We start from the raw sequence: 15,492 nt of genomic DNA on the forward strand, positions 1-15,492 counted from the left end.
GCTGCTTGTTTTTAGTTTGCAACAATATTAACCAATTTATTTGGAACAGCAATCACTTTACGAACCGTTTTTCCAGCAATTTGTTCTTGAATTGCTTCATCTGCTAAAGCTACTTTTTCAAGCTCATCTTTGCCTAAGTCATGTGCAACATTTGCTTTAGAACGAACTTTTCCGTTGACTTGGAAAACAACTTCAATCTCATCTTCAACCAATGCAGCTTCATCATATGTTGGCCAAGGTACATAAGAAATTCCATCTTCGTTTCCTAAAATTGCCCAAAGTTCTTCGCCCAAATGTGGCGCAACAGGCGCTAACAATTGAACAAATCCTTCAACATACTCGTAAGGCAAGGCATCCGCTTTATACGCTTCGTTAACAAAGACCATTAATTGAGAAATAGCTGTGTTGAAATGCATGCTTGCATAGTCTTCTGTTACCTTTTTCACTGTTTGATTGTAAACTTTTGCTAGTTTGCCATCATTGATGGTTGTGATACGATCACGCATTTTATTGTTTTCATCCACGATCAGGCGCCATACACGATCCAAGAATTTACGGCTACCTTCTAGTCCGTTTTCGCTCCATGCAATCGAAGCATCTAAAGGTCCCATGAACATTTCATACATACGTAATGTATCCGCACCATAAGCTTCAACTACGTCATCTGGATTTACAACATTTCCACGTGATTTTGACATTTTCTCATTGTTCTCGCCTAAGATCATTCCTTGGTTATACAATTTTTGGAATGGTTCTTTTGTTGGAACAACACCAATATCATACAGGAATTTATGCCAGAAGCGAACATATAATAAATGTAGCACTGCATGTTCAGCACCACCAACATAGATATCCACTGGCATCCAGCGTTCTAGTTTTTCATAGTTTGCTAATTCTTTTTTATTGTGTGGATCAATGTAGCGTAGGTAATACCAAGAACTCCCAGCCCATTGTGGCATCGTATTTGTTTCGCGACGACCTTTTTTACCTGTTTCTGGATCAACAACATTGACCCAATCAGTGATATTTGCTAATGGTGACTCACCAGTACCACTTGGTTTAATGTTATCTGTAATTGGCAAACGTAATGGTAATTCTTCTTCTGATAGTGCAGTTACTGTGCCGTCTTCCCAATGAATAATTGGAATTGGTTCTCCCCAATAACGTTGACGTGAGAACAACCAGTCGCGTAAACGGTAGCTAACTTCTTTTTTACCAAAACCATTTTCCTCAAGCCAGCTATTCATTTTAGCAATGGCTTCTTCTGTGTTCAAGCCATCTAAAAACTCAGAATTGATATGTGGGCCATCTTCTGTATGTGCTGCTTTTGAAAGATCGCCACCTTCAATAACTGGTTGGATTGGCAAATCAAACACTCTGGCAAATTCATAGTCACGCTCATCATGCGCAGGAACTGCCATGATCGCACCTGTTCCATAAGAAGCAAGTACATAATCAGCAATCCAAATTGGAATTTCTTTGCCATTGGCTGGATTAATTGCATACGCACCAGTAAAGACTCCTGTTTTTTCTTTGGCAAGATCTGTCCGCTTCAAATCAGATTTTTTCGCAGTTTCTTCAATATACGCTTCAACAGCTGCTTTTTGTTCTGGTGTCGTGATTTCACGAACCAAATCTAATTCTGGTGCTAAAACAGAATAAGTTGTTCCAAATAATGTATCGGGACGAGTTGTGAAGACTGTATAAGATTTATCTGTCCCAGCCACTTTGAATTCCACATTTGCCCCAACTGAGCGACCAATCCAGTTTCTTTGCATTTCTTTAATGCTTTCTGGCCAATCTACGGTTTCTAAATCGTCTAATAAGCGATCCGCATATGCAGTAATTTTCAACATCCATTGGCGCATCGGTTTACGCACGACGTCAAAGCCGCCACGTTCGCTCTTTCCATCAATAACTTCTTCATTTGAAATCACTGTTCCTAGTTCTGGAACCCAGTTCACAGCAACTTCTGCTTCATACGCTAACCCTTTTTCATATAATTTCGTAAAGATCCATTGTGTCCATTTGTAATACTCTGGATCTGTGGTATTCACTTCACGGTTCCAATCATAACTAAAGCCTAAAGAATTGATTTGACGGCGGAACGTTTCAATATTTTTCTTCGTGAATTCTGCAGGATCATTCCCAGTATCTAATGCGTACTGCTCTGCTGGAAGTCCAAATGCATCCCACCCCATTGGATGCAACACATTGAAACCTTGACTACGTTTCACACGTGAAAGAATATCTGTTGCAGTATATCCTTCTGGATGTCCCACATGTAATCCTTGACCAGATGGATACGGAAACATATCTAGTGCGTAAAATTTTGGTTTTTGTGGATCATCTTGGGTATTAAATGTGTGATTTTTCGCCCAATATTTTTGCCATTTTTTTTCAATTTCTTTATGGTTATAACTCATTTTCTGTCCCCCTGCATTTTTTTCGTTGAAAGTAAGTTACTTTCCTCATTGTTTTTTTCGTTCTACCGATAAAAAACAAAAAAGTCCTATAAAAAGATTGCTCTTTTTATAGGACGTAATCTACGTGGTACCACCTAATTTTTACCTTTTCCATTGGAAATAGGCCTCAAACGTTGTAACGGTCGTCACCGCCATTGCTTACTTTTATTTTCAGCAAAGGCAACTCAAAGGCGAGTTCAAAAGCGTCCGTACACATTTTCACCAACCATGTGCTCTCTAAAACTTCCAACTTTTTACTAATTCCTTTTCAAGTGTTGCTTATTTAAGTAGATTCATAGTAACAAATATCTTCAGTAAGTTCAAATAGTATTTGACAAAATTTTTAGATTTATTTTGCAACTATCACACTTTGACCTGGATAAATGAAATTGTCTTTAATATTATTCCACTCAATGAATTGCGCCATTGATAAATTGTGATCGTTGGCAACACTCCAAACAGACTCACCGGCTTTTACTGTGTACTTTTTAGTCCCAGAGTTAGTAGTAGGCGCTGTTGTTTGTGCTGATCCTTTTTTCACAATGACTTTTTGGCCTGGATAAATGAAATTGTTTTTTATGTTGTTCCATTCAATGAATTGTTCCATAGTAATGTTGTTTTTGTTTGCTACACCCCAGACAGATTCGCCTGCCTTCACCGTGTACAGCGTATCTCCACTGGTACTTGTGCTTATCGTTGGTTTCGCATTATTTGAAGAAGTAGTTGTATTCGCTGCGTTATTTCCAGTCGTAGCTGTTGCATTCCCACTTGCTGAATTAGTCGATGCAGTAGAACCACCCTTGATAATCAATTTTTGCCCTGGATAAATGAAATTATTTTGAATATTATTCCATTCAATCAATTGTGCCATTGTAATGTTGTTTTTGTTTGCTACGCCCCAAACAGATTCGCCTGCCTTCACCGTGTAAGTGGAAGAAGTTGTTGTTTCTGCTGAAGAGCTGGTCGAATTACTATTATTCGTAGTAGCATTATTGTTGGTTGTCGCACTACTTGATGTCCCATTCTTCACAATCAGTTTTTGCCCTGGATAAATGAAGTTATTCGAGATTTTATTCCATTGGATAAGTTGTGCCATCGTGATTCCGTGGGCATTTGCCACGCCCCAGACAGAATCACCCGCTTTAACCGTATAAGAACCAGTCGATGCACTTGCATTACCTGATTGATTTGTATTCGCATTTGAATTTGATGAACCTGGATTTGTCGTTGTGCCAGTTGTACCATTAGAAACAACTAATTGTTGACCTGGATAAACAAAATTATTTTTGATATTGTTCCATTGGATCAATTGATTCATTGTAATCCCATGTGCATTTGAGATGCCCCAAACAGAATCACCTGATTTAACGGTATATTTCGAACCATTACTTGGTTGTGTATTCGTTGTATTACTGTTACCAGAAGAGTTCGTATTACTTCCAGAATTATTTGTTGATGAACCTGTTGATTGTTCCCCTTTGATTGTTAAACGTTGACCTGGGTAAACAAAATTATTTTTGATATTGTTCCAATCAATCAATTGCGCCATGGTAATTCCATGCGCATTCGCAATACCCCAGACAGAATCACCTGATTTGACAGTATACGTTGATGTGGTAGTTGTAGAACCATTATCAGTTGGTGTCGTCACAGAATTATTTGAGCCTGTTCCTGTATTCACCCCACTGCCTGAACCAGTTGTAGCACCACCACCCGCATTACCAGTTGCAGGTGTATCGTATTTGGTTAATCCATAAGTTACAATAATATTATTTAATTTTGTTGAATACGTTGGATCTGTCGCATAGCGACCAGTTAATGCTGCAGTAGCTTCTGTGTAAGACTTGGTATTACTTTTCCAAGTACCAGCATAATAGTAGCCATTGCCAAAAGAAGTATTGCACAATACATAAGCATTATCACTAAATGATTCTGCAAAAGTTGGGTAATGACGGAAAGGTTCTTTTTTCGTTACCCATTTATTATTTAAATATTCTAATGTATTCATATAAACAGTTTGACCTTGGTAACTGCCTTTGATTCCAAATAAATTGTGATAAGGTGATTGTGACAACGCACTACTTCCCCAGCCGCTTTCAACAACTGCTTGGGCAATCATAACCGAAGCGTATAAATCATTTGCTTGGGCAATAGGTTGCGCATAAGTTGAGATTTCCGCAATAAATGCTGAAGTATTGATTCTTGCACCAACTTGAGCAGGTAGCTCATTTGCGGCTACAGGAACTGGTTGAATCAACGGTGCCGCAACAGAACAACCAACCATTGCAGTACCAACTGCTGCTACTCCACGTTTTGCATTTCTAAAACGTTTCTTTTCTTCTTGGCGTCTCCGCTCTTTTCTTCCGATCGTTGCCTTCTCCATTTTCTATCCTCCGCATCCATTTTTCAGTTACTATAAGTATAACTTTTCTTAAACTACATTAAAAGTTCTTTAAACTCTTTGTTATCCTTTGTAATCTGTATGTAATTTTATGTAATACCCAATCATTTGAGTTCATAAAAGTCTTGATAGCTCTACGTTGCAGAAACTAATGACTTTTTAAAATCATTAGTTTTTATTTCAGAAATATTACTAAATCTTTTCGTCAGCATTACGCTAGATCCTATCATCAAAATTTCATCAGTTTTTCATTTCGTTTCTCCGAGCAAAAAATCTAGCAACTAAAAAAATGCTATAATGATTTCATTAGATTAAGGAGGCATTTTATGAAACAAAACACGACGTTTCGAGTTACAGCGAGTATTTTTCTTGTACTTTTCTTAACTCTTAGTTATTTTGTAAAATTTCATTTATCACAGCTTCATGGCTTCGATCAATTCTTCACTTCAATTATTCGAGCACCACTGCCACATTGGAATACGTATCAAATGATGGTTACAAAATTAGGAAACCCGTTAACCGTCATTTCTATTTTTGTTTGCTTGATTTTTTTCTTGTGGATCAAAAAGAAACATGTCGAACTGATTTGGTTAACAACTAATTTTATTTTGATTGCTGGAATTACTAATCCATTGATTAAATTATTTTTTATGCGTGATCGCCCAACCTTACCACACTTAGTTAGTGAATCAAGCTATAGCTTCCCTAGTGGGCATTCGACAGGGAGCATGATTTTGTATGGCACCTTGATTTTCTTATTACCTCATTTGATAAACAATAAAACAGTGCGATTTTTGTTGCAATTTATCTTAGGATTGATTATTTTAAGTGTTGGTATTAGCCGAATTTATTTAGGCGTACACTTTCCAAGCGATGTTTTAGGTGGTTACTTATTAGGATTAACTTGGTTATGTTATACTTATCCAATTTATTTGAAAAAGAAGGAATCAATTACCTAACAAGGGAAAAGAAAGAAGGAATTTAAATGGAATTTCCTTATGCAGAAGGAAATAAACGTTATCATTCATGGAATTATGCTTTGCGCAATGAATTTGGTGGCAAAATTTTCAAAGTGCCTATCGACGGTGGCTTCGATTGTCCTAACCGTGACGGTACGGTAGCTCATGGTGGTTGTACTTTTTGTAGTGTTTCTGGGTCGGGAGACATGATTGTTGCGCCTGAAGATCCGCTGCCTATTCAATTTCATAAAGAGATTGATATGATGCATCAAAAATGGCCACATGTACAACAATATATCGTTTATTTTCAAAATTTCACTAATACACATGCACCTGTTGAAGTGATTCGAGAACGTTTTGAACAAGTTATCAATCTTCCTGGCGTTGTTGGACTTTCGATTGGTACACGACCAGATTGCTTGCCAGATGAAGTGGTTGATTATCTAGCCGAATTAAATACTCGTCTCTATCTTTGGGTGGAACTCGGCCTGCAAACGACTTTTGAGGAAACTTCGACTTCAATCAATCGTGCACACGATTATCAAACTTATCTAGACGGCGTAAGTAAACTACGCAAACACAACATTCGTGTATGTACGCACCTCATCAATGGCTTACCTGGAGAATCTTTAGAGATGATGCGTGAAAACGTTCGCCGAACAATCTTAGATTCTGACATTCAAGGAATTAAGCTGCACCTCATGCACTTAATGCGTAAAACCCGCATGCTGCGTGATTATCATGAGGGTCGCCTTCAGCTAATGAGTCAACAAGACTATGTTCATGTAATCTGTGATCAGCTAGAGATGATTCCTCAAGAAATCATTATTCATCGTTTAACTGGTGATGCACCCTGGGATTCACTAATTGGACCAATGTGGAGCTTGAAAAAATGGGAAGTCTTGAATGCAATTGATGAAGAATTAATTCGTCGTGATAGCTACCAAGGAAAATTCAACGTTCGAACAAAGGAGCTCATATAAATGCTACAAACAGCGCTTCATTTTAGCCACACCTTATTAAAAGAAATTTTGCAACCCGGTGATCAAGTGGTTGATGCGACAATGGGAAATGGTTACGACACCGTTTTTATGGCTGAGTTGATTGGTAAAACAGGACATGTTTATAGTTTTGATATCCAACAACAAGCTATTGATTCCACTCAGGAAAAATTGAAAGCAGCCAACTTAACAGAACGCACTACTTTATTTTTACAAGGTCATGAAACCCTTGGCCAAGTAATTTCAATTAATCAGCCAATCAAAGCAGGTATTTTTAATTTGGGCTATCTTCCACAAAGCGACAAAGAAATTATCACTTTGCCACAAACAACTAAGCAAGCAATGGAAGAGATCTTAGCGCGTCTAGTTCCAAAAGGTCGATTGATTTTAGTTGTTTACTACGGACATGTGGGTGGAGAAAATGAACTTGACATGGTTCAAGAATTTTGCCAACAATTGTCACAGGAGCAATACAACGTTTTAACTTATCAATTTATCAATCAAAAAAATCAGCCACCCATCCTTTATTGCATTGAGAAAAAGAAGAAAAAAAGAGAGTTCAGCTAAAAATAGCTGTACTCTCTTTTTGTATGGCCTCTAGCTGTCAAAAATAGTTATGCTTTCATTCCTTCTTACTCAAACACAAATTGATTGTGGTAAAGTTCAGCATAGAATCCGTCTTCTGCTAGCAATTCATGATGATTGCCCTCTTCAATTACTACTCCATCACGTAAAACAACAATGCGATCGGCATTCAAAATGGTTTTGAGACGATGCGCGATAACAAAGCTTGTACGCCCTTTGATTGCTTCATCCATTGCTTTTTGGATTCTTGCTTCTGTAACAGTATCAACATTACTTGTTGCTTCATCCAAAATCAACAAACTTGGTTCCGTAATAATTGTTCGTGCGATACTAATCAATTGTTTCTGTCCTGTACTAAATAAATTATTTTCTTCTGAGACTTCCGTTTCATATCCTTTTTCTAACGACATGATAAAGTCATGGATATTGGCTTGTTTCGCTGCATTGATGACCTCTTCATCCGTTGCCTCTGGTTTACCAAACGTAATATTGTCGCGAATCGTTCCAGAAAACAATACAGATTCCTGTAACACGATCCCCACATGTTTACGTAACATATCTAAATCAAATTCACGAATATCGGTACCATCAATCATAACAGATCCATCATTGACATCATAAAAACGATTCAATAAGTTCATAATCGTTGTCTTACCAGAACCAGTTGGACCAACTAAAGCGACCATTTCGCCTTTGTTTACCTTAATCGAAACATCCTTCAAAACTAAATTATCTGGTTTGTAACCAAAATCAACATGCTTTAATGCTAATTCTTGTTCAACACCATCAAATGCTTTCCCATCAACTGGTTTGACTTCTTCTGGTTCATCAAACATTTCATTTAATCTTCTAGCACCTGTAATTGCTAATTGGATCATGCTATAGCCAGAAGAAATTTGCATCAATGGTTGATAATATTGTTGTGAATATTGAACAAAAGTTACTACTAATCCTAATGCAACTGAACGTTCTAAATCACCATTTAAAGCTAACCAACCACCAAAGAAAATGACGATTGCCGTGTTAACCAACGACATTCCTTGCATCATTGGAAACAGTAAACCTGAATACACTTGACCTTTATAAGTTGCTTTACGTACTGTTTGGTTATGTTCCAGAAAACCATCAATTGTTTCTTCTTGTAGCCCATTAGTGATGATTACACGTTGCCCACTGATTTTTTCATCCATATAACCATTCAATTTACCAACTTCATCCTGCTGTAAGTCAACATATTTTCGCGCTTTTTGAATGATAAATACCGCAATCAAGATGGCAACAGGAGTAGAAGCAATCGTTGCCCATGCCAACTCCACATTTTGACGAAACATCATAATTAAAATACCAATCATCAACACTGCATTCGTAATAACTTGAAGCAATGCTTGGTTCAAACTATTTTGGATATTATCCAAATCACTCGTAAAACGGCTTAAGATTTCACCATCTTGATGAGAATCAAAGAAGCGAATCGTCAATTTTTCAAGTTTATTAAACAAACCAATACGCATTCTATTTGTTGATTTTCCAACTACTTGCGTAAATAAAATACTATAAATAAAGTTTGCAGCACTAGCTAAAACATAAAAAATCAACAATTTCCAAATAATATCAATGAATTTGCTCTTATCATCAACGCCTTGCATTAATCCTGTGACATAATTTGCTAACTCCTGAAAAGCTTCCCCAACAAATTGAGGAGCCTTCACTTGTAAGTAAGTAGCAATAATCACTGTCACAAAGATAAAGAAAAAGGAGAATTTATAACGTTTCAAATAATGATAGAAAAATTTACTTGCTTTAATTAAATCAGTCATTGATTACTCCTCCATTCCTTTTTGTGTTTCAAAAATTTCTTGATACACTTGATTACTTGCAACTAATTCTTCATGTGTACCTTCACCCACTAAGCGACCTTCATCTAATACTAGAATTCGATTTGCTTTGACCACAGACGCGATTTTTTGTGCAATAACGATTGTCGTCGTCTCTTTTAATTCGTGATTCAATGCTTCACGAACTAATTTTTCTGAACGAGCATCCAAGGCACTAGTACTGTCATCCAAAATCAAAATTTTAGGATCACCAATTACGCCACGAGCAATAGATAAGCGTTGCTTTTGCCCACCAGAAAAATTACTACTTCTTTCTTCAACAGGAGCTTCATAGCTCTCTGCTAATTTACTGATAAATTCTTGTGCTTGAGCAATTTTAGATGCACGCTCCATGTCTTTTTTTGTTGCGTCTTCTTTTCCTTGACGCAAATTTTGTGCAATTGTTCCAGAAAAGAGAATTGCTTTTTGTAAAACAAAGGAAACTGTTTTACGCAGACTTTTTTCATTCACCTTTTTCAAATCAACACCGCCAACTTCAACTGTTCCTTCTGTTGGATCGAATAGTCGAGGAATCAATTGTGCCAAAGTTGACTTACCTGCACCCGTTGCACCTACAATCCCAATCATTTCTCCGGGTTCAATCACAAAGCTAATATCTTTTAATGTATCTTCGTCATCACCAGGGTAACGGAAAGACACATGGTCAAACGTTACAGAGCCTGTTAATTCTTGTTCAGGTACATCAAGATAAGTTAAATCTGGTTCTGTATCCAAGATTTCTTTGATTCGTTTAAGTGAAACAGCAGCCCTTGAAGTCATCATCATCATCATGCCGCCAATAATGATTGCCATCATGATTTGCATCAAATAGTTCATAAATGAAGCTATTCCACCAATTAGGGTAGGATCATCTTTCGCCAAATCACTCACAAAGAAAATCGCACCCACTACTGCTAGATTGGCTGCCAACATGAAGGAAGGAATCATCACTGAAAACAAAGTTCCTACAATGATATTGTGCTCAGTTAACTCATCGCTCACTTTGGTAAATGTTTTTAGCTGGTTCTTTTCTTGGACAAACGATTTGACCACGCGAATTCCCATGAGATTTTCTTTTGCAATACTATTCACTTTGTCAATCAACTCTTGAATGATCATAAAGTGCTTACCCATTCTTGTAAAAGAAAGTCCAGTAATGATAACTACTGCAACAATCAATGCAACAATGATCCACCATAATTGAGGCATTGTCATCATCGCTAAAATAAATGCACCAATAAATAAAAATGGAATTCTAAAAAGTGATTGTAAAGAAATCATTACTAAATTTTGAATTTGCGTGATGTCATTCGTCAAACGAACAACCAAGTTTCCTGCAGAAAACTGCTCAATATTTCCAAATGAAAATGTTTGAATTTTTCGAAATGCTTCTTCTCGAATATCCGCACTTACACCTTGCGCTACTCTAGCGGAAAAAATCGTATTTGTCACGCCTGCAAGCAGTCCTAGGACAGCCAAGCCAATCAGATAGATACCAATTGTTTTCATTTCATCGTTATCTTCTGTAATAATAGCTTCAAGTACTTGTTGTAATAGTTTTGGTTGCCACAACGTAGCCGCAACCATAATCCCTACGGAAACCAATGAAATAAAGACAGCCATTTTATACTTCTTCGCATGTCTTAAAATTAGATTCATGTGTTATATACACCCCTTTAGTTAAATTGACAGCCTCTCTTTAACACTGTAAAATAAGACCGCATAACAATTTACCATGTTTAAAAAAATAATGCAATACAAGAGGTCGATTAAATGGAACCCAAGCTTTCCCAAAAAGTAATTATTCAAAATGCCTTTGCAATTTTAGCAGAAAAAAAGGAATTCTCCGCTCTGTCTATGCGTAATCTAGCAAAAAAACTAGACGTCCAGGCACCTGCACTTTATTGGTATTTCAAAAATAAACAACAGCTCTTGCAAAAAATGGCAGAAACAATTGAAGAGACGTTAGTCGTTCCCAACGAAACGTTGCCATGGAAGCAACAACTTTTACAGTTTATGGAAAACTATTATGATCTTTATTCTCAGTTTCCTTGTGCTGCTGAAATCGAAATTCATACTGTTCCAGCATTTCCTAGTCGACTGGAACATTTAGAAACGATGATTCAATTACTCATCAAGCAAAACTTTTCATTACAACAAAGTCATCAAGCAATCTCGGCTTTGCATAATTTATTAATTGGTCAATTAATGGATTACCAACAGGAACAAAAACTACGGCATGAAGTAATGAATGGTAATGAGCTATTAAAAGAATCTGTTATATATATGCGTACTTATGTTCAAGAACATCAGTTAACTGGTTTGATTGAAGATATTCATGCCCATCGTACTTCCGATAATAAACAAGAGTTCCTTAATAATGTGGCCATTTACCTAGCTGGTCTTGAATATAGCAAAACTTTACAATAAAAGAGCAAGCCAGTAATGTAGTGGGCACCACATTACTGACTTGCTCTTTTTTATTGTCCTTCAAATAACCAAACAAACGCACGTTGGATCCATTCATCCCAAAAAATCCAGTTATGCTCACCTGGTCCATGTTCAAACGTAACAGCTAACCCATTTTCTTTGATTGCCTTAGCCATCTCCTGATTAGCAGTAAACAAAAAATCAGATTCCCCGCAAGCCAAAAAGATTCGTGGTACTTGTTTACCACTAGTCACTAACTTATCCAGTAAAAATTTTGGATCATTTACCGACCCTTCAATTTGATCTAGTGGTCCAAAGATTCCTTCCCAGAAAGACTGCTTTCGAATCTTTAGTAAATCATCCATTCGGTTCCCCACAGAAACTGCTCCGGATAATGAAATCACTGCTGCAAAATTTTCAGGTTTAGCTAATCCCAATTTTAATGCGCCGTAGCCTCCCATCGATAACCCAGCAGCATATGTTTTCTCTCTTTTTGTTGTCAACTGTGGAAATAATTCATGACAAATAGCTGGCAGCTCTTCTGAAATGAACGTCCAATAATTCATGTCGTATGTCGTATCTGTGTACCAGCCTAAATCCGTTGACGGCATAATCACAGCCAAACCATACTCTGCAGCATAACGTTCAATAGATGATCGACGCTCCCAGACACTATGGTTACCACCCATCCCATGTAATAAATACAGCACCGGGATATCTGTGTTTTTTTGCTGCGTACTTGTGCCAATTATTTTCTTCGTTTGCTGTGGAAGAATAACATTTAGGTTAACTTCCATTTCTAATATATTGGAATAGATATTCGCTTGGATAAATGCCAATTTTTTCGCCTACCTTCTTTAACTTTCTATTATTCTACCACTTTTAATGCGTACAAAGAATGTTAAAGCTAAGGCAAGAACGACTAGAAGCAAACCAGCAAAATAAACGCTGTGTAATCCATCATATAAAATTTCTCTTAATGGAACTAATAATGTGGCATCAATTTGCTTAGCAGTCTGAGGATTCACTAATTTATTCATGATATCGGCATCATCAGTTAGTTGTTTCGCTGCTAATTCTCTCTGAGTAACTGCGTTCATCAATAAACCAAAAACTGCCACCATAACTGTTTGACCAATTGTTCGCACCAACGTATTAAATGAAGTTGCCACACCTAATTGTTCATGTGGAACACTATTTTGAGCGCTAACAGTTGAAGTCGTCATCGTAATTCCCAATCCGACACCAATAATCGTTGAAATTGCAAAGAACCATAAAAAGTTACTTTCAAAAGGCATCAAGTATAACCACGTGCCACCAACAGTCGTAATCAACAATCCAATTCTTAACACCCAATGAGTTGACATTTGTGACATCCATCGACTCGCCAAAAACGATCCTACCATCCAAACAAGGGAAAGTGGCGCTAAAACTAATCCACCTATCGCAGCGTTCAAACCAAGAACACCTTGCATCCACATTGGAATATATACATCGATTCCCATCAAAAATCCACTTGCTAAAGCAGCAGCTAAATTGACAATCACAAACAATGGATTCTTAAACAATTCCAACATGATAACAGGATCTTTTGCACGCTTTTCTGCCCAGATAAAAAAGAAAAATAGTAAAACACTAACAATCAACAAACTAATAACAAACGTTGTAAATCCTTGATCACCTAGTAATTGAAAACCAAGTAACAAGGTCACTAATGTTGCCATCAGACTCAAACTTCCCAAAACATCCATTGGTTTTGCTTCACGTTCAATCGCTGGTTCATTTAAATAAACCCAAATCAGTATCATCAATCCAATACCAATTGGCACATTAATAAAGAAAATCCAGTGCCAACTAATCGTATCAACAATAAAACCGCCAGCCAGAGGACCAAACACACTAGCGATTCCCCATGCAGAGCTGTTCAATCCTAATACTTTTGCACGCTTTTCTATTGAATATAAGTCACCAATAATTGTCAAAGCCACAGGCATCATTGCTCCCGCGCCCATCCCTTGCAATGCACGTGCTGCGATCAATCCAATCATTGTTTGAGATAACCCGCAGAACAGAGAACCAATAATAAAAAGTAATGTACCAAAAATAAAAATTGGCTTTCGACCAATTTTATCAGCTAGTTTCCCATAAATTGGTGTCAACATGGCATTTGTTAATAAATAAATTGAAAATACCCAATTCATTATTTCCATTCCATGTAGTGAACCAACGATTGTTGGCATTGCTGTTGTTACAATTGTGCCTTCAATAGCCGTCATAAATGTAGCAATAAATACGCCTATTGTTACCAACGTTACATTTGTTTCTTTTTTCATTTTTTTCCTCCCCATATTCAATTATCAAAAATAAAATCTATTTAAACAAGAATGATTTCAGATAATTCAACGAATAAAACCATAAAAAAAAGCAGAACGACTATCTTAAAGATAATCGTTCCAGCATTTTTTATTACTTACTTAAAGTTGCTTTCAATGCTTCTACTTTATCTGTACGTTCCCAAGGTAAATCAACATCCGTACGTCCAAAGTGCCCATAAGCAGCTGTTTGTCTATAAATTGGACGACGTAGGTCAAGCATTTCGATAATACCAGCTGGGCGAAGGTCAAAGTTTTCTCTTACTGCAGCAATCAAATCTTCTTCCGGTAGCGTTCCAGTGCCGAAAGTATTGATTGAAATCGATACAGGTTGTGCAACACCAATCGCATAAGCTAATTGAACTTCAACTTTTCTTGCAAGACCTGCAGCAACAATATTTTTTGCAATATAACGTGCAGCATAACTTGCAGAACGGTCAACTTTTGTTGCATCTTTCCCAGAAAACGCACCGCCACCGTGGCGAGCATAACCACCATAAGTATCAACGATGATCTTTCTTCCTGTTAAGCCAGCATCCCCTTGAGGACCTCCGATAACAAAGCGACCAGTAGGATTGATATAATATTTAGTCTTATCATCTAATAGCTCTGCCGGAATAACTTCCTTAATAACTTTTTCAATTACATCTTTATGAATTGTTTCATTATCCACTGCATCATCATGTTGTGTCGAAATAACGATTGTGTCAACACGTTCAGGCTGACCATCTTCTCCGTACTCTACAGTAACTTGTGATTTCGCATCTGGACGTAAATAAGTTAATTCGTTAGATTTACGTAATTCTGCAAGGCGTCGAACTAAGCGATGGCTTAAAGCAATTGGTAAAGGCATCAATTCTGATGTCTCATCAACCGCAAATCCAAACATAAGTCCTTGGTCACCTGCACCAATCTCATCTAGTAAATCTTTTTGGTCTTCTTCGCGAATTTCTAACGCTTCATTTACACCTTGAGCAATATCTGGTGATTGTTCATCAATCGCTGCTAAAACGGCTACCGTATCTCCATCAAACCCAAATTTTGCACGAGTATAACCAATTTCTTTAATTGTTTCTCGTACAACTTTTTGAATATCTACATAAGCAGTAGTCGAAATTTCTCCAAATACTAAAACTAACCCGGTTGTTACGGATGTTTCGCAAGCAACACGTGCCATTGGATCTTGTGCTAAAATTGCATCTAAAATTGCATCACTGATTTGATCAGCAACTTTATCTGGATGCCCTTCAGAAACAGATTCTGAGGTAAATAAATGTCTTTCTGTCATGGTGATTCCCCCTAGTTAAATTCGGTTACAAGGCATCTCCGTTCGTACGGATCCTCTCGGGAACTTGCAACGAAATTAGTATAGCAGATAAAGCAACTTTTCGCTCGCTTTTTCAAA

Annotated in this window: 11 protein-coding genes, 1 riboswitch and 1 other annotated feature; of the genes, 4 read left to right on the forward strand and 7 right to left on the reverse strand. The window is 37.2% G+C overall.

The window, feature by feature from the left end; translation table 11 throughout:
• Positions 1-11: 11 nt before the first annotated feature.
• Positions 12-2,426 carry a leucine--tRNA ligase gene (gene leuS / locus IGJ93_RS11685; protein ID WP_067481686.1) on the reverse strand — a complete coding sequence of 805 codons (2,415 nt, stop codon included), beginning with the start codon at positions 2,424-2,426 and terminating at the stop codon, positions 12-14.
• Between the two features lie 106 nt (positions 2,427-2,532).
• Positions 2,533-2,745: a binding site (T-box leader), on the reverse strand.
• 69 nt (positions 2,746-2,814) lie between these two features.
• Positions 2,815-4,848 (reverse strand): LysM peptidoglycan-binding domain-containing protein, encoded by a 2,034-nt coding sequence (locus IGJ93_RS11690; RefSeq protein ID WP_430596953.1) that lies wholly within the window; start codon positions 4,846-4,848, stop codon positions 2,815-2,817.
• 344 nt (positions 4,849-5,192) lie between these two features.
• On the opposite strand from IGJ93_RS11690, the gene IGJ93_RS11695 reads away from it, so the two are divergent.
• From IGJ93_RS11695 to IGJ93_RS11705, 3 genes are read left to right on the forward strand one after another with little or no spacing between them, the layout of a single operon-like run.
• Positions 5,193-5,825, forward strand: coding sequence for a phosphatase PAP2 family protein (locus tag IGJ93_RS11695; RefSeq protein ID WP_067481691.1), 633 nt, complete (start codon positions 5,193-5,195; stop codon positions 5,823-5,825).
• A 26-nt stretch (positions 5,826-5,851) separates the two neighbouring features.
• Positions 5,852-6,808 (forward strand): TIGR01212 family radical SAM protein, encoded by a 957-nt coding sequence (locus IGJ93_RS11700; RefSeq protein WP_067481693.1) that lies wholly within the window; start codon positions 5,852-5,854, stop codon positions 6,806-6,808.
• Complete coding sequence (locus IGJ93_RS11705) at positions 6,809-7,393, forward strand: class I SAM-dependent methyltransferase (protein WP_067481695.1); 585 nt, start codon at positions 6,809-6,811, stop codon at positions 7,391-7,393. It begins immediately after the preceding gene.
• Positions 7,394-7,458: 65 nt separating this feature from the next.
• Here IGJ93_RS11705 and IGJ93_RS11710 read toward each other — a convergent pair whose 3' ends face one another.
• Both IGJ93_RS11710 and IGJ93_RS11715 read right to left on the reverse strand, forming a co-directional pair.
• Entirely contained in the window at positions 7,459-9,228 is a 1,770-nt protein-coding gene (locus tag IGJ93_RS11710) for an ABC transporter ATP-binding protein (RefSeq protein ID WP_067481697.1), read from the reverse strand.
• Between the two features lie 3 nt (positions 9,229-9,231).
• On the reverse strand, positions 9,232-10,944 hold the full coding sequence (locus IGJ93_RS11715; RefSeq protein WP_430596954.1) for an ABC transporter ATP-binding protein: 1,713 nt from the start codon (positions 10,942-10,944) through the stop codon (positions 9,232-9,234).
• 114 nt (positions 10,945-11,058) lie between these two features.
• Between IGJ93_RS11715 and IGJ93_RS11720 the strand changes: the two genes are divergently transcribed.
• Positions 11,059-11,715 carry a TetR family transcriptional regulator gene (locus IGJ93_RS11720; protein ID WP_095803855.1) on the forward strand — a complete coding sequence of 219 codons (657 nt, stop codon included), beginning with the start codon at positions 11,059-11,061 and terminating at the stop codon, positions 11,713-11,715.
• 50 nt (positions 11,716-11,765) lie between these two features.
• Here the strand turns inward: IGJ93_RS11720 and IGJ93_RS11725 are convergent, their stop codons facing one another.
• The 3 genes from IGJ93_RS11725 to metK form a co-directional block, all read right to left on the reverse strand.
• Complete coding sequence (locus tag IGJ93_RS11725; RefSeq protein WP_270660609.1) at positions 11,766-12,554, reverse strand: alpha/beta hydrolase; 789 nt, start codon at positions 12,552-12,554, stop codon at positions 11,766-11,768.
• An 18-nt stretch (positions 12,555-12,572) separates the two neighbouring features.
• On the reverse strand, positions 12,573-14,048 hold the full coding sequence (locus IGJ93_RS11730) for an MDR family MFS transporter (protein ID WP_067481704.1): 1,476 nt from the start codon (positions 14,046-14,048) through the stop codon (positions 12,573-12,575).
• Between the two features lie 133 nt (positions 14,049-14,181).
• Positions 14,182-15,375, reverse strand: coding sequence for a methionine adenosyltransferase (metK, locus tag IGJ93_RS11735; protein WP_071869306.1), 1,194 nt, complete (start codon positions 15,373-15,375; stop codon positions 14,182-14,184).
• Positions 15,373-15,450, reverse strand: a riboswitch (SMK box riboswitch). (Overlaps the previous gene by 3 nt.)
• Positions 15,451-15,492 lie beyond the last annotated feature (42 nt).

This window comes from Enterococcus sp. DIV0174 (assembly GCF_050529065.1).
Taxonomy (GTDB): Bacteria; Bacillota; Bacilli; order Lactobacillales; family Enterococcaceae; genus Enterococcus_B; species Enterococcus_B thailandicus.